Here is a 14870-nt window from a genome sequence, read left to right as displayed (position 1 = left end):
GGTCTTTTCGGTCGCATGTTTGTTGCAATGCAGCGCCCGGAAACCCCGAAGGGGAATGCCATGCCGTTTCTGAAGAGTCCGGCTCGGTTCCTGCTCCACTATGTCACGCGGCGGCCCCTGGCCTTCGCGCTGCTCGCTCTGCTGGTCGTCGGCGGCGCTGCCAGCGCGGTCGGCGTGCAATATGCGATGAAGCTGCTGATCGATTCGATGACGGTCGCGGCGCCGTCGCATACTGCCGTCTACGTCGCACTCGCCGCATTCGTCGGATTGGTGGCGCTGGAAAATGGCCTGGTTCGCGGCTCAGCGATGTTGTTGTGCAACATTACCGTTGCGAGTGGCGTCCGCATCCGGCTGGACATGTTCCACTATCTCACGGGTCACCATATCGGCTTCTTCCAGAACCAGCGTGGCGGCAGCCTCGGCCACCGCGTTGGCGCGCTGACCGGTTCGTTTGCCGCGCTCACCCACCGCATCCTGATGGAGATAACGCCGCCGCTGATCGCGTTCGGTGGCGCGCTGCTGATCTTCCTAGCGATCGACTGGCGCATGGCGGTGGCGATCACCGGCATCTTCGTCGCGGCCAGCACCGGCCTGGTTGTTCTGGGCATGCGCGGTGACAAGTATCACAAGGCCTTTGCCCGTGCCGCCAGCGAGAGCGGCGGGGAGATGGTCGACCTCGTCGGCAACATCGCCGCGATCAAGTCCTTCGGCGCCCGTGCGCGCGAAGCGGAGCGGCTGCGGGGCTTCTTCGAGACGGAGGCGGCGGCACAGAAGCGCGGATGGATGTTCGTCGAGCGGATCCGGGTGTTGCACGACGTGGCACTGGTCATCCTGGTCGGCGGCGCGCTGATGTGGGCGGTCGAGCGCTGGATCGCCGGCGGCATCACTGCGGGCGACGTGGTCGTCGTCAGCGCGATGACCTTCCGCATGCTCAACGGTTCGCGCGACCTCGCCATGGCATTGATCGATACCAGCCAGCAGTTCAGCTATCTGCGGGAGACGTTGGAGATCGTCGGCGCGCCGCATGCGCTGGAAGACGCCGCGGATGCCACGCCGCTGAAGGCAACCCGCGGCGAGGTGCGGATCGCGGGCGTGACCTTCGGCCACCATCCCGGGCGCCCGGTGCTGCATGATCTGTCGCTGACCGTCGCGCCGGGGCAGAAGATCGGCATCGTCGGCTCCTCGGGTGCCGGCAAGTCGACCATCCTGCAACTGGTCCAGCGCCTGCACGATCCGCAGGGTGGTCGCGTGTGGATCGATGGTCAGCCGATCGATCAGGTGACGCAGGAAAGCCTGCACCAGGCCGTTGCGGTGGTGCCGCAGGAGGTGCTGCTGTTCCACCGCTCGATCCTTGAGAATATCCGCTTCGCCCGGCCCGACGCGACGGACGCCGAAGTGCGCGCCGCGGCCGAGGCTGCGCACTGTGCCGGTTTCATTGCGTTGCTTCCGAAGGGCTATGACACGGTGGTCGGCGAGCGCGGTACCAATCTTTCCGGCGGCCAGCGGCAGCGCATCGGCATTGCCCGGGCGTTCCTCAGCAAGGCACCGATCGTGCTGCTCGATGAGGCCACCTCGGCGCTGGATACCGGCTCGGAGATCGAGGTGCAGCAGGCGCTGGATGCGCTGATGGCGCACCGCACGGTGCTGGCGGTTGCGCATCGCCTGTCGACCGTGGTCGGCTTCGACCGCGTGATCGTTCTCGACCAGGGCCGGATCGTCGAGGACGGCGCGCCGCTCACGCTCCTGCGGGCGGGGGGCGCCTTCCAGCGGCTCTGGTCGCTCCAGGCCGAGGGGCTGGACGCGCCGGTCGCGCCGGTGGAGCGCCGCGAGCTGCCGCGTTTTGTGGCCGGCACCGCGCTCCGCATCTTCGGTCTGACCCCGCGGCCGGCGCTGCGGCTGGTCGAGCGGCAGGCTGCCAGCTGATCCGCTCCACCTTCAAAAGAAAACGGCGCCACCGCGGGAGCGGGGCGCCGTTTTTGTATTCTGTCGGGCCTGGACCCTATTACCAGGCTCAGCGCTGGCCGACGGGCACGTAGTCGCGCTGCGTCGGGCCGGTGTAGAGCTGGCGCGGGCGGCCGATCTTCTGCTCGGGGTCCGAGATCATCTCGTTCCACTGCGCCACCCAGCCGACGGTGCGGGCCAGGGCGAACAGTGCGGTGAACATGGTCGTCGGGAAGCCGATCGCCGAGAGGATCACGCCCGAATAGAAATCGACGTTCGGGAACAGCTTCTTCTCGACGAAATAATCGTCCTTGAGCGCCATTTCCTCGAGCTGCAGCGCAACCTCGAACACGGGGTCCGAAACGTTGAGCGCCGCGAAGACTTCGCGGACGGTCTTCTGCATCACGGTCGCGCGCGGATCGTAGTTCTTGTACACGCGGTGGCCGAAGCCCATCAGGCGGAACGGATCGTTCTTGTCCTTGGCGCGGGCGATGAACTCGGGGATGCGCTCCGGACGGCCGATTTCCTGCAGCATGTTGAGCGCCGCTTCGTTCGCGCCGCCATGCGCCGGACCCCACAGGCAGGCGATGCCGGCCGCGATGCAGGCGAACGGATTGGCGCCCGACGAACCGGCAAGGCGCACGGTCGAGGTAGAGGCATTCTGCTCGTGATCGGCATGGAGGATGAAGATGCGGTCGAGCGCCTTCTCCACCACCGGATTCACTTCATACTCTTCGGCCGGAACGCCGAAGGTCATGCGCAGGAAGTTGCCGGTGTAGCTCAGGTCGTTCTTCGGATAGAGGAACGGCTGGCCCACGCTGTACTTGTACGCCATCGCCGCGATCGTCGGCATCTTGGCGATCAGGCGGTGCGACGCGATCATGCGCTGCTGCGGATCGGTGATGTCGGTCGAGTCGTGGTAGAAGGCGGACAACGCGCCGGCCACGCCGCACATCACGGCCATCGGGTGCGCGTCGCGACGGAAGCCGCGATAGAAGGTCGCCAGCTGCTCGTGCAGCATGGTGTGGCGCGTGATCGTGTTCTCGAACTTGGTCAGCTCGTCCTGCGTCGGCAGCTCGCCGTTCAGCAGCAGGTACGAAACTTCCATGAAGCTCGAATTCTCGGCCAGCTGGCCGATCGGATAGCCGCGGTGGAGCAGCACGCCTTCATCGCCGTCGATGAAGGTCAGGCCCGATTCGCAGCTCGCGGTCGAGGTGAAACCCGGATCGTAGGTGAAGGCGCCGGTCTGCGCATAGAGCTTGCGGATGTCGACGACGTCCGGGCCCGTGCTGCCCTTAAGGACCGGATATTCGACGTCTTTCCCCGCAACATGCAGTTTGGCGGTATCGCTCATGTAGTCGTCCTTTCCTTCGACCCGTTTTCAGGCGGGCGTACGCATCTGATCTGCGATGCGGGCGAGGCTTTCCTCGCGTCCCAGCAGCGCCAGGACGTCGAAGATACCCGGAGAAGTTCGGCGGCCGGTTAACGCCGCACGCAGCGGCTGCGCCAGATTGCCGAGCTTCACGCCCGCAGCATCCGCGACGGTGCGTACCGCCGCTTCGAGCGCCTCCGTATCCCACGTTACCAATCCGTCAAGCGCGGCGTGCAACTGGGCGAGCAGGGTGCGCGCATCGCCCTCTAGCAGAGCGGCTGCGGACTCGTCCATTTCCAGTGGGCGGGTGCGAAAAAGAAAGCCTGCGCCGTCCGCCAGTTCGAGGAGATTGGCGGCACGCGGCTTCAGTGCGGCCATGCTGCGGCGCAGAAGGTCCAGCTGCGAGTCGCTGGCTTCGAACGGCAGCCGCGCGGCGACGAGGTCGGCCAGGCGAGCATCGTCGGTTTGACGAATGTAGTGGCCGTTGAGGTTTTCCAGTTTCTTCAGATCGAACCGGCTTGGTGACTTGCCGACACCCGCTAGATCGAACCATTCGATCGCCTGCTCGCGGCTGATGATCTCGTCATCGCCATGCCCCCAGCCGAGGCGCAGAAGATAGTTGAAGACCGCTTCCGGCAGCAGACCAAGCTCGTCGCGATAGGCATCTACGCCCAGCGCGCCGTGACGCTTGGAGAGCTTGGCACCGTCCGCGCCATGGATGAGCGGGATATGCGCATATTCAGGCTCGTCCCAACCCATGGCACGATAGATCGGCAGCTGGCGGAAGGCGTTGTTGAGATGGTCGTCGCCGCGGATCACGTGCGTCACGCCCATGTCGTTGTCGTCCACCACCACGGCGAGCATGTAGGTGGGCGTTCCGTCCGAGCGCAGCAGCACGAGATCGTCGATCTCGGCATTCTGCACGGTCACCTCGCCCTGCACATGGTCGCGGATCGTCACTGCTCCCTCGGTCGGCGCCTTGAGGCGGACGACGTGCGGTGTCGCGAGATCGCCGTCGGTCCGGTCGCGCCAGGGCGAGCGGATGCGCAGCGGCTTCTTGGCGGCCTCCGCCTCGGCGCGCATTGCGGCGAGTTCGTCCTGGGTCAGGTAGCAGCGATAGGCGGCGCCGCGCGCGATCATCTCGTTCGCGACGTCCGCGTGGCGGGCAGCGCGGGCGAACTGATAGACTTCGTCGCCGTCCCAATCGAGACCGAGCCAGCGCAGGCCGTCGAGGATCGCCTCGATCGCCGGCTGGGTGGAGCGCGCACGATCGGTATCCTCGATGCGCAGCAGAAACTTTCCGCCGTGATGGCGGGCGAACAGCAGGTTGAACAGCGCGGTGCGCGCCCCGCCGATGTGGAGGAAGCCGGTCGGCGAGGGGGCGAAGCGCGTGACGACGGGCTTGGCGGGGGTGGTTTCTTGTGTTGCGCTCAAGCGCGCATGCTCCCAGTCTGTTGTCTCGATGGCCAGTTCAGCCGCCGCGGCCCCTAGCACGGGGTTTCCGGGCCTTCAAATGGGGGCGGGGTGGCGATTCCCCAAGGGACGGGGCACGATCGAGCGCTGGCTGGAGGCGGAGCGGGGGCAATTACCTTTATGGCTGCCCGTCGCGTTCGGAACCGGCATCGCCGCCTGGTTCGTGCTGGGTGATGCCCGGCAATGGCTGGGCTTCGGGATCACCGCGCTTGGCCTTGCGGGGGTTGGGGCACTGCTCGCCGGGCGGAGTGGCCGTGTGGTGACGGTGCTGGGGTTGCTGCTGGCGGCAGGCTGCGGATCCATATGGTGGCGGGCCGACCGGGTCGCGTCACCGGTCCTCGCCCGCCCGGTGGCCGTGGCATTCGAGGGAACGGTCCTGCGCGTGGATCGCCTGTCGGCGCGGGGGCTGGTACGGCTGGTGCTGGCGCCGGTTGCCCGCGCCGATCTGCCGCCTCGGGTGCGCGTTAACGTCGACGCCGGGGCTCTTCCGTCCGACCTTGTGATGGGCGCACGCGTGGCCCTGCGTGCGCGCCTGGTGCCGCCGCCCGGTCCCGCGGTCCCCGGTGCCTATGATTTTCGCCGAGTCGCCTGGTTCGACGGTATCGGCGCGACCGGCAAGGCGCTGGATCCGGTGATCCTGCGCCACGCGGCACCCGATCGCGGGCGGGACCTGCGGGCGGCCCTGTCCGCCCATATCGAATCCCGTCTTCCAGGTAGCGCCGGCGGTATCGCCAGCGCCCTGGCGACGGGCGATGAAGGCGCGATTTCGGAAGCGGACAGTGAGGCGATGCGTCGGGCAGGCCTTGCGCACCTGTTGTCGGTCAGCGGGTTGCACGTGACGGCGGTCACCGGCGCGGCGATGCTGGTCGTGCTGCGGCTGCTCGCGCTGAGCCCGTGGCTGGCGCTGCATTTGCGCCTCCCGCTGGTGGCGGCGGGGGCGGGTGCCCTGGCCGCGATCGGCTATACCTGGCTGACGGGGGGCCAGGTGCCGACGATCCGGTCCTGCGTTGCCGCGCTGCTGGTGCTGGTCGCACTGAGCCTCGGGCGCGAGGCGCTGACCCTGCGGCTGGTCGCAGCGGGCGCGATGCTCGTGCTCCTCCTGTGGCCCGAGGCACTGGCCGGACCCAGTTTCCAGCTGAGCTTCACCGCCGTCGCCGCCATCGTCGCGCTACACGAGAGCCCCCATATGCACCGCTGGTTCGAGGCGCGCGAGGAGGGACTGCTGCGCCGGGTCGCCCGGGGGGCAGGCTCGCTGCTCGTCACCGGCATCCTCGTCGAACTGGCGCTGATGCCGATCGGGCTGTTTCACTTCCACAAGGGGGGCGTGTACGGCGCGCTCGCCAATATCGCCGCGATCCCGCTCACCACCTTCGTGGTGATGCCGCTTGAGGCACTGGCGCTGGTCGCCGATCTGGTAGGGGCGGGGGCGCCGTTCTGGTGGCTGGTCGCCAAGGCCATGGCGGTGTTGCTGTGGATCGCCCACCTGGTCGCCGCGGCGCCAGGTTCCGTGGCGGTGCTGCCGGTGATGCCGGCCGGCGCCTTTGCCTGCATGGTGCTGGGCGGCCTGTGGGTAGGGCTTTGGCGTACGCGGGTGCGGATCGCGGGGCTGGCGCCGCTGTGCATCGGCGCGCTCTGGGCACTGGCGACGCCGGGCCCGGATGTGCTCGTCACGGGGGACGGGCGCCATGTCGCACTCCGCATGGCCGATGGGAGCGTTGCATTGCTGCGCGATCGCACGGGCGATTTCACGCGCCGGGTGCTGGGAGAAAATGGCGGCGTGGAGCCGGGTGCGTTGGGCCTGGTCGCGGATCGGCGTGATGCACGATGCAGCCTGGATCTATGCGTGGTGGAGGTGCCGGGGGCGGGGCGCCGCTGGCGCGTGGCAGCAACGCGCAGCGCCTATCCGCTGCCGTGGCGCGACCTTGTCGCGGTCTGCGCGGAAAGCGACGTGGTGGTGAGCGAGCGACGGCTGCCGCGTGCCTGCCATCCGCGCTGGCTGCGGCTGGACCGCCCGACCCTCGCCCGGACCGGCGGTGTCGCGATACGCTTCGCCACCGGGCAGGTCCGCACCGTTCGACGCGGCGGCCGCCATCCCTGGCTTGACCCGCCCACGGTCCAGCCGCCATTCACCCCTGCGAAGGGAGATCGACGATGATCCGGATTCTGCTTGCGGCCTCGGCACTTGGGCTGGCTACCCCGGCAATGGCGCAGGGGACCGACTGGGCCAAGGTGCGCGCCGAATGGAACCGGCCCATGGCGCCGTTCCGGATCCTCGGCAATGTCCATTATGTCGGCACCGCGGGCATTTCGGCCTATCTGATCACGAGCCCGCAGGGGCATATCCTGATCGATGGCGGCATGCCGGAAAGTGCGCCGCTGATCGCCGCCAATATCGAGGCGCTGGGCTTCAAGCTGGGCGACGTGAAGATTCTGCTGATCAATCACGCGCATTGGGACCATGACGGCGGGTTGGCCGAACTCAAGCGGCGCACCGGCGCGCGGCTGCTGGCGAGCGCCGGCGACATCCCCGCATTGGAAGCCGGGCATGCGGACTACCGACCGGACATCACCATCGCCGCACCGCCCGTGAAGGTGGACGGGCAGCTGAAGGACGGCGAGGAGATCCGCCTCGGCACCAACACGCTGGTCGCGCACCTCACACCGGGGCACACCAAGGGCTGCACCAGCTTCACGATGCAGGTGCCCTCGGGAGGCGACAGCCTCACCGTGCTGTTTGCCTGCAGCCTGAGCGTTGCCGACCAGCCGCTGACGCCGGGGCACGGGTATGACGCCGCCCCCGCCGATTTCCGCGCGACGTTCGCCAAGCTGCGGGCGACACAGGCCGACGTGTTCCTGAGTTTCCATGCCGAGCAGTTCGATCTGGTGGCCAAGCGCGCCAAGCAGCGTGCGGGGGATGCCGAGGCGTTCGTCGATCCCGCCGAACTCGGCCGGCGCGTCGATGCCGCGCAGAAAGCGTTCGAGGCGGCGCTGCGCTAGGGGTGTACGGCCGATCCGTTGCGGGCGGCGGGCGCTTCTTCCTTGCCCTTAGCCTTCAGGATCTCGCGGACGATCGTGCCCTGCGTGCTCGAGGCGAACGCGTTGGCGGCACCGGCATAGAGACCGTGGAGATAGCCGCGATCGAACGCAGTGAGTTCCGCCGGTACCGCGGTCGTCTCGGAATCGAACAGGGTCAGGATTGTCTCGCGGTCACGGACGCGCTGTGGTCGCACACCCGCCAGCGCGCGCATCGCGACATAATCGCCGATCTGGCGTGGCGACTTGCCCAGCAGCGCCGCGCGCTCGATCAGCACGATGGAGGCCAGCGTATCCCTCCGGACGGACGCGACGACGCGCGACGCGGTGGCGACCTTGAGAAAGCCGCCTGAGTCGATCTGATCGCCGTCGCGGCTCCGGGTCTCGCTGTTGCTCCAGGCGCGTACCGGCCCCTTCTCGCGTGTGATACTGCGGATTTCGCCCGGCGACCGATCGCCGAACACCCACCATTTTGTCTGCACCAGCTTTGCCACCTCGCTTTCGACATGGTCGACGAACAACGTGATGACGTTGGGTTTGCAGCCATCCCCGGCTAGCGTCAGCCCCGCCTGCTCGGCATCAGCTGCCAGACGGTCGCCGATCGCCTCCAGAGTTGGGCGATCAAGCCCGGCACTGCCGAAGCAGACCGAGTCGTGAAACCGCGGCAGCGGCGCGTCCGAGGGATTGGGCGGCGTGATCGCACGGGCCAGTGCGCGTATCTCCTCCTTGGGCGGGAGCGGGCGGCCCGTCACGACAATCGGGTCGCCGGCAGTGGCAGCAGGACGATCCTGCGACTGGCCAGGCGCGGCAAGCGGTGCATCAACCCGCTGCGCGCGTGCCGGCTCCGCCAGCGCCGCGACTACCACCATTGCGCACCATACTACCCGCATCCTTTGCCCCCTGCCGACGCGTTCGGCAGGAACGTGCCACAAAGTACGGGCAGACGGAAGAATTCCGGGCACTCGCAACGCCCCTCGGACGACCGCTGGCCGGCGCGCGATGGAGGATGGATGGCACCGCTCCGGTGCCTTGATGCCGATGCGGTAAAATCACGCCGGCGATTACAGGCGTTCGGCTTCTACACAGACCGGGATTGCGCCGGCAGGCATATCTTCTCTGGTAATCGACTGCGCTGACTTACCCGCAACGCTTGCGCCAAGTGCAAAGCCCCACGCGATACGATCGCCTTTCGGACCCATGTGGCGGAAGCGCGTGGCGCACTCGCCAGGGGGTCAATAGCGGCGCAGCAGTCCTGCCAGCCGCCCCTGCACCCGTACCTGATCTGGGCGATAGCGCTGCGGCGAATAGTCGCGGTTCGCCGGATCGAGCCGGACCATCGCACCCTCCTTGCGAAAATATTTGAGCGTCGCCTCGGCATCGTCGATCAGCGCCACGACGATCTCGCCGTCCCGCGCCGTTTCGGTGCGGCGGATCAACGCATAATCGCCGTCGAGGATGCCCGCTTCGACCATCGAGTCGCCGGCAACTTCCAGCGCGTAATGCTCGCCTGCGCCTAGAAGTGCGGCCGGCACCGGAAGCATGGTCGATCCTTCCAGCGCCTCGATCGGCGTCCCGGCGGCGATACGCCCGTGCAGCGGAATTTCCAGCACATCATTGGCAGGCGCCGGAGGCGACGCGGCAGGGGCTGCCGCCACCGGCTTTGCGGCCTTGGCCGCGGTCTTGCGCTCGCCGCGCTCGGGCATGCGCAGCACCTCCAGCGCACGTGCGCGATTGGGCAGGCGACGGATGAACTCGCGTTCCTCCAGCGCGCTGATCAGTCGGTGCACCCCCGACTTGGACTTGAGGTCCAGCGCTTCCTTCATCTCCTCGAACGAGGGCGACACGCCGGTCTCGGCGAGGCGGTCGGCAATGAAGCAGATCAGCTCGTGCTGCTTGCGCGTGAGCATCCAATCCTCCGGGTCTAGAACAGACTGGGAACGTTTATGCAATGTTCCCGCAGGCTGTCAAGCGATGTCGAGGATTTCCACCAATTCGAATGCATCTGCAGCGGCCGCGTGTGGCTCGCGGACGATCAGACAGGTGCTGCGCGCCAGCGTGCGGAGCATCGAGCTGTCCTGGATCGCGGCAGGGTGGGCGCGGCCGTCGACCAGGACCGCGCGTATATAGTCGGTCCGGGCGCCGTTGGCCGGAAGGTCCTCTCCCAGCAACACGAGATGCGGCACGGGGAAGGGGGCGGCGGCGCCTGCCAAGTGTGCGATCATCGGCTTGGCGAACAGTATGGCAGTGACGAACACGGAGACCGGATTGCCGGGCAGGCCCAGCACCACCATGTCGCCGCGCCGCCCGGCCATCATCGGCTTGCCGGGCCGCAGCGCGATGCGCCAGAAGTCGATCGTGGCACCGGCCGCCTCCAGGGCGGGGCGCACGAGATCATGGTCGCCGACCGAGGCACCTCCGCTGGTGATCAGCAGGTCCGCCTCAACCGCCGCGAACGCCGCCGTAAGCGCATCGAGATCGTCCGGCAGGATGCCGAGGTCGACAAGGTCGACCGGCAGATCAGCAAGCTGGGCGGCCAGCAGGATGCGATTGGATTCGGGCAGTTGCGACGGGCCGATCGGCGCGCCCGGTGGCACGAGCTCGTCTCCGGTGGCGGCGATCGCGACGCGCACCCTGCGATGCACCCAGAGCTCGGCATGCCCGGCGACGGCGGCCAGCGCGATCCGCGCCGGCGTGAGCCGCTCGCCTGCAGCGATGAGAACGTCGCCCTCGGCAAAATCGAGGCCGCGCTTGCGGGTATTGCGGCCGCGATGGGCAGGGCCTTCACCGGTGAGGTGCAGCGCCTCGCCGTCTCGCAAAGCTTCTTCCTGGACGAGGACGGTATCCGTATCCGCGGGCAACGGCGCGCCGGTGAAGATGCGCACGGCTTCGCCGGTTGCAGCCGCACCGACAAAGGCCTTGCCCGCGGCACTCTCGCCGATCACCCGCCAGGGTCCGGGCAGGTCGGCGAAGCGGATCGCATAGCCGTCCATCGCCGAGAGGTCGCTCTCGGGCTGGGTGCGGCGGGCGACCACAGGCTCGGCCGCCCAGCGGCCGATGGCCTGTGTCAGCGGGACCCGGTCTACGGGTGTGCGGCCGGCAAGCGCGAGCAATCGCGCCTGCGCCTCGGCAATAGGAAGCAGCGCCATGGATTGCGCTTGGCCTCACCCGCGCGCCGAAGCAAGCGGGTTCAGCCGGTCCGGCGGCTGGCGGTCAGCATGCGTAGATCCGCCTCGCGCAGGGGCATGCGGAACGCGCCCAGCGTGCGCCCGTGCCGCTCTGCCAGGACGCGCACCGGGCCGCCCCCGATCTCGGGGAGCGCGACCCACAGCCCGGCGCCGGGTGCGAAGCTCTGTCGCGCCTCGAATTCCACCTGGTGCGCGGTGAGGGCGTGGATCCGGCAGTTCCACCACCGCGCGCCTTCGCGAACCCGGCCCGGCAGATCGAGCCGCAGCGCCAGCTTGTCCTGCAGCAGCGCGTCGGGTTCGGTGGCGCCGTGCGCCGGCATGGGGCTCTGCTGAATACCGCGCAGCCAAGGGAAGAGGATCTGCCATCCCAATTCGTCGGCAAAGGCAATGCCTGCCGCCTCGCCCGCAACCCAGCGAACGATGCCATCCAGCGGACGAAGGCCGTCGAAGGTAAGTTGCACGGCTTCGCCCGCCACGAGCGTACGCGCGTCCACGCCGATGCCGCCTTGCGAGATGTCGCGGGTACGGACGTGCTCGACATCGCTGCCGCGGTGGATGCCGATGGTCTGCCGCAGCTCGATTCGCGGCAGCCGACGGCGTTCGGCGCTGGCGCGTGCTAGGTTGCGCGCGACCAGGCCGAGCACGTCGACGGGGGCATCGAAAGCGAGGCCCGCTTCGATTCCGTCAAACCACAGTGTCCGGCCGATCAGCGGCTCGCCGCCGGGGACCTGCAGCTGCGCGGGCACCTGTTCGGCAAGCTCGCCCGTGACGTGTAGGCGCGCGCCCGCGCGGCCGATCCAGCGGATGCCGCAATCGCGCGTCCCGTCGCCTGTCGAAAGGAGCGCGGCATCGAGCCCGTCCGCACCCCCTGCGTCCGGCGGACGGGGAGCGGGCAGATCGTGCGTCAGACTGAAAATGGTCGCGGACGCGCGCCCAGGGTTCATGTTGTTATCCCGTCCGTAGACGGGGACAATGCGGCCCGCAGCTGAAGTGCCGGTTAAGCGAAAGGGTTGCGCAACGATTAGGGATCAGGCGTCGCGCAGCCCCACGCCCATGGCAGCCCGTGCCTGTTCGGATTCCGAGGAAACCACCGGATAGGCGCAATAGTCGGCGGCGTAATAGGCGCTGGGCCGGTGGTTGCCCGACCAGCCGACACCGCCGAACGGCGCTGCCGAGGAGGCGCCGTTGGTCGGCTTGTTCCAGTTGACGATACCCGCGCGGATATTCGCCCAGAACTGATCGTAGAGTTTGGGATCCTGGCTCACCAGGCTGGCGGACAGGCCGTAGCGGGTGTCGTTAGCCTCGGCGATCGCGTCTTCGAAGCTGGTCTTGCGGAACACCTGCAAGACCGGCCCGAACAGCTCGACGTCCACCTTCTCGCGCGCCTCGGTCATGTCGACCACGCCGGGGGTGAGGAAGGGACGGTTCTCGATCGGCCGCTCCATGTGGCGCAGCGGACGCCCCCCCATGGTGGAGAGCGTGAGGAAGCTCTCGGTAAGCATGTCGGCGGTGTTGTTGTCGATCACCGGGCCCATGAAGGGCTGGGGATCGGCATGCGGTTCGCCGATGATCAGGCGGCTGATCAGCTTGTTCAACTCCTCCATGAGGGGATCGAACAGCTTCTGGTCGACGATCAGCCGGCGCGCGGCGGTGCAGCGCTGGCCGGCGCTGGTGAAGGCGGATTGCACCACCAGCACTGCTGCGGAATAGATGTCGGGCGTGTTCCAAACCACGATGGGATTGTTGCCACCCATCTCGAGCGCGAGGATCTTTTCGGGGCGTGCGGCGAACTGGCGGTTCAGCGCGATGCCGGTGTTCGCCGAGCCGGTGAAGAGCAGGCCATCGATGTCCGGATGGCTGGCCAGCGCCTTGCCCTGATCTGGGCCGCCGATCAGCAGGCGCACACAGCCCTCCGGGATGCCCGCGGCGTGGAAGCAGTCGACGAGAAAGGCGCCGCTGGCCGGCGTCTTCTCCGAGGGCTTGAACACCACCGCATTGCCGGCGAGCAGCGCGGGGACGATATGACCGTTGGGCAGGTGGGCGGGGAAGTTGTACGGCCCCAGCACCGCAAGCACGCCGTGCGGCTTGTGCCGCAGCGCGAGGCGCGTGTTCATCGGGGCCTCGATGCGGCGCTGGCCGGTGCGCTCCGAATAGCTGGTGACCGAGATGTCGACCTTGGCGATCACCGTCTCGACCTCGGTACGCGCTTCCCACAGCGGCTTGCCGGTCTCGCGGGCGATCAGGTCGGTGAAGGCGTCTGCCTTCTGCCGCACCACATTGGCGAAGCGGCGGAGCGCCTCGATCCGGACCGCGAGCGGCCGCGCGGCCCACTGCGCCCAACTGGCCCGTGCGATCGCGACTTCGGCATCGGCATCCCCGATCGCATGACGCCAAAGCACGGCGCCCGTTGCGGGCTCGGTCGAAAGGAGTTCCTGTTCCGGCATGGGCCTTCTTTTTGTTGGTTCGTTGCCCCGTTGCGCCCGCTCTTGCCCGATTTCGCGGCGCTAGGCCAGAGCCTCGCCCATCGCGCGAATGGCCGCGATCTTGGCGGTGAGCGGCGCCCAGTCGTCGCGATCGGCAATGGCGGACCAGAGCGATTCGACCTCGTCGATATGCATGCCGCATGGGGCACCCCGCCAGTAGGGGTGATCCCGAGGCTTGCGCGGGCGATATCCGGCCAACTGGCTTCGAACCCCGTCGAACGCACTGCCAAAACCATCGGGGACCTGCCCGCCAAATGCCTGGAAGTAGAACAGGTCAAGCGGTGCGCCGGACTGGTGGAGCGCCGTCTCCAGCGCCTCGGTAAGCGTGCGATCGTTCGCGGCATCGCGGGGCTGGACGCCGAGCCTCCACAGCAACGCCCGGGCTTCCTCGCGCTGATAGGCGGGAGCGAAGCCGTCGAGCGCCTCGATCAGCGGCGCTTCCTCGGCGATCAGGCGCAGCGAGATGGCGAGTTGCATCACGTCCCAGTAAATGGCCTCTGGCTGGCGGCCGAAGGCGTAGAGCCCCGCATGGTCGAAATAGGCGGCGATAAAATGCGGCGCCCAGCTGGGCGTGAAGCGCCAGGGGCCGTAATCGAAGCTCTCGCCGGTCACATTGATGTTGTCGCTGTTGAGCACCCCGTGCACGAAGCCGGCCGCCATGAACTGCCCCGCAAGCCGTGCAGTGCGCTGGACGACATGGGCGAGCAGGCGCTGCGGCGCGTCCGGTCCGTCCGCTTCCCCGAAATAGTGGCGCAGCACATAGGCGGTGAGCGTGCGTAGCCCTTCCTCGTCCTGGAAATAGGCGAGCCGCTGGAAGACGCCGATGCGGATATGGCCGTGGTTGAGCCGTACCAGCACCGACGACCGGGTGGGCGAGGGCTCGTCACCGCGGTGGAGCGATTCGCCGGTTTCGATCAGCGAGAAGGTTCGGCTGGTCTCGACGCCCAGCGCCTCCAGCATCTCGGTCGCCAGGATCTCGCGGACGCCTCCCTTCAGCGTCAGCCGGCCGTCGCCGAAGCGGCTGTACGGCGTCTGCCCCGATCCCTTGGTGCCGAGGTCCATCAGTCGGCCGGCATCGTCGGTCATTTGCGCGAACAGGAAGCCGCGGCCATCGCCGATCTCGGGGTTGTACACACGGAACTGGTGGCCGTGATAGCGTAGCGCCAATGGCTGGGGCAGGCTGCCGGGCAGCGGCTGGAAGCGGCCGAAATGGGCCAGCCACTCGGCGTTGCTCAATCCGTCCAGTCCTATGCTCGCCGCGGCTCGATCGTTGCGATAGCGCAGGATGGTCTGGGGGAAAGTCGCCGGGGTTACCGGATCGTAGAAGCCATCCCCGAGCGCGAGGATCGCCTGTTGCGGAGCGAAGGCCATGCGGCGATATGG

At 67.8% G+C, this 14870-nt stretch carries 11 protein-coding genes; 3 read left to right on the top strand and 8 right to left on the bottom strand.

The genetic code is table 11. The features are described from left to right. Positions 1-60 precede the first annotated feature (60 nt). Complete coding sequence (locus OIM94_RS04680) at positions 61-1923, top strand: ABC transporter ATP-binding protein (RefSeq protein WP_264608940.1); 1863 nt, start codon at positions 61-63, stop codon at positions 1921-1923. Between the two features lie 88 nt (positions 1924-2011). On the opposite strand, the gene OIM94_RS04675 is transcribed toward OIM94_RS04680, so the two are convergent. Together OIM94_RS04675 and gltX are read right to left on the bottom strand one after the other, a co-directional pair. After that, positions 2012-3295 (bottom strand): citrate synthase, encoded by a 1284-nt coding sequence (locus OIM94_RS04675; RefSeq protein WP_264608939.1) that lies wholly within the window; start codon positions 3293-3295, stop codon positions 2012-2014. Positions 3296-3322: 27 nt separating this feature from the next. After that, positions 3323-4747, bottom strand: coding sequence for a glutamate--tRNA ligase (gene gltX / locus OIM94_RS04670; RefSeq protein ID WP_264608938.1), 1425 nt, complete (start codon positions 4745-4747; stop codon positions 3323-3325). A gap of 79 nt (positions 4748-4826) precedes the next feature. Here gltX and OIM94_RS04665 point away from each other — a divergent pair, with 79 nt between their 5' ends. Further along, the gene (locus OIM94_RS04665; RefSeq protein ID WP_264609832.1) at positions 4827-6941 is read left to right on the top strand and encodes a ComEC/Rec2 family competence protein; all 2115 of its coding nucleotides are present in this window, start codon (positions 4827-4829) and stop codon (positions 6939-6941) included. Then, positions 6938-7783, top strand: a complete 846-nt coding sequence (bla, locus tag OIM94_RS04660; RefSeq protein WP_264608937.1) for a subclass B3 metallo-beta-lactamase — start codon at positions 6938-6940, stop codon at positions 7781-7783. The genes OIM94_RS04665 and bla overlap by 4 nt, the downstream gene beginning before the upstream one ends. Here the strand turns inward: bla and OIM94_RS04655 are convergent. The 6 genes from OIM94_RS04655 to OIM94_RS04630 all read right to left on the bottom strand — a co-directional run bounded on the left by OIM94_RS04655 (position 7780) and on the right by OIM94_RS04630 (position 14858). Continuing rightward, positions 7780-8688 carry a hypothetical protein gene (locus OIM94_RS04655; RefSeq protein WP_264608936.1) on the bottom strand — a complete coding sequence of 303 codons (909 nt, stop codon included), beginning with the start codon at positions 8686-8688 and terminating at the stop codon, positions 7780-7782. The two genes, bla and OIM94_RS04655, sit on opposite strands and share 4 nt — an antisense overlap. Positions 8689-9051: 363 nt before the next feature. Continuing rightward, positions 9052-9726, bottom strand: a complete 675-nt coding sequence (lexA, locus tag OIM94_RS04650) for a transcriptional repressor LexA (RefSeq protein ID WP_264608935.1) — start codon at positions 9724-9726, stop codon at positions 9052-9054. A 57-nt stretch (positions 9727-9783) separates the two neighbouring features. Next, a complete protein-coding gene (locus OIM94_RS04645; RefSeq protein WP_264608934.1) occupies positions 9784-10965 on the bottom strand; it encodes a molybdopterin molybdotransferase MoeA in 1182 nt (393 codons plus the stop codon). A 41-nt stretch (positions 10966-11006) separates the two neighbouring features. Then, positions 11007-11948 (bottom strand): PilZ domain-containing protein, encoded by a 942-nt coding sequence (locus OIM94_RS04640; protein WP_264608933.1) that lies wholly within the window; start codon positions 11946-11948, stop codon positions 11007-11009. Positions 11949-12032: 84 nt separating this feature from the next. Then, positions 12033-13448 carry a succinylglutamate-semialdehyde dehydrogenase gene (gene astD / locus OIM94_RS04635; RefSeq protein WP_264608932.1) on the bottom strand — a complete coding sequence of 472 codons (1416 nt, stop codon included), beginning with the start codon at positions 13446-13448 and terminating at the stop codon, positions 12033-12035. 60 nt (positions 13449-13508) lie between these two features. Continuing rightward, complete coding sequence (locus tag OIM94_RS04630; RefSeq protein WP_264608931.1) at positions 13509-14858, bottom strand: protein adenylyltransferase SelO family protein; 1350 nt, start codon at positions 14856-14858, stop codon at positions 13509-13511. Positions 14859-14870 lie beyond the last annotated feature (12 nt).

Source organism: Sphingomonas sp. R1 (assembly GCF_025960285.1).
Taxonomy (GTDB): Bacteria; Pseudomonadota; Alphaproteobacteria; order Sphingomonadales; family Sphingomonadaceae; genus Sphingomonas.
The sequence above is the reverse complement of the archived record's forward strand: the minus strand, read 5'-3'. Positions and strand labels throughout refer to the sequence as shown.

Excerpts from the sequence above, each read along its gene's own strand:
- OIM94_RS04680 (WP_264608940.1), top strand. The coding sequence starts at position 61 with ATGCCGTTTCTGAAGAGTCCGGCTCGGTTCCTGCTCCACTATGTCACG.
- OIM94_RS04675 (WP_264608939.1), bottom strand. The coding sequence starts at position 3,295 with ATGAGCGATACCGCCAAACTGCATGTTGCGGGGAAAGACGTCGAATAT.
- OIM94_RS04665 (WP_264609832.1), top strand. The coding sequence starts at position 4,827 with ATGGGGGCGGGGTGGCGATTCCCCAAGGGACGGGGCACGATCGAGCGC.
- bla (WP_264608937.1), top strand. The coding sequence starts at position 6,938 with ATGATCCGGATTCTGCTTGCGGCCTCGGCACTTGGGCTGGCTACCCCG.
- OIM94_RS04655 (WP_264608936.1), bottom strand. The coding sequence starts at position 8,688 with ATGGTGGTAGTCGCGGCGCTGGCGGAGCCGGCACGCGCGCAGCGGGTT.
- lexA (WP_264608935.1), bottom strand. The coding sequence starts at position 9,726 with ATGCTCACGCGCAAGCAGCACGAGCTGATCTGCTTCATTGCCGACCGC.
- OIM94_RS04645 (WP_264608934.1), bottom strand. The coding sequence starts at position 10,965 with ATGGCGCTGCTTCCTATTGCCGAGGCGCAGGCGCGATTGCTCGCGCTT.
- OIM94_RS04640 (WP_264608933.1), bottom strand. The coding sequence starts at position 11,948 with ATGAACCCTGGGCGCGCGTCCGCGACCATTTTCAGTCTGACGCACGAT.
- astD (WP_264608932.1), bottom strand. The coding sequence starts at position 13,448 with ATGCCGGAACAGGAACTCCTTTCGACCGAGCCCGCAACGGGCGCCGTG.
- OIM94_RS04630 (WP_264608931.1), bottom strand. The coding sequence starts at position 14,858 with ATGGCCTTCGCTCCGCAACAGGCGATCCTCGCGCTCGGGGATGGCTTC.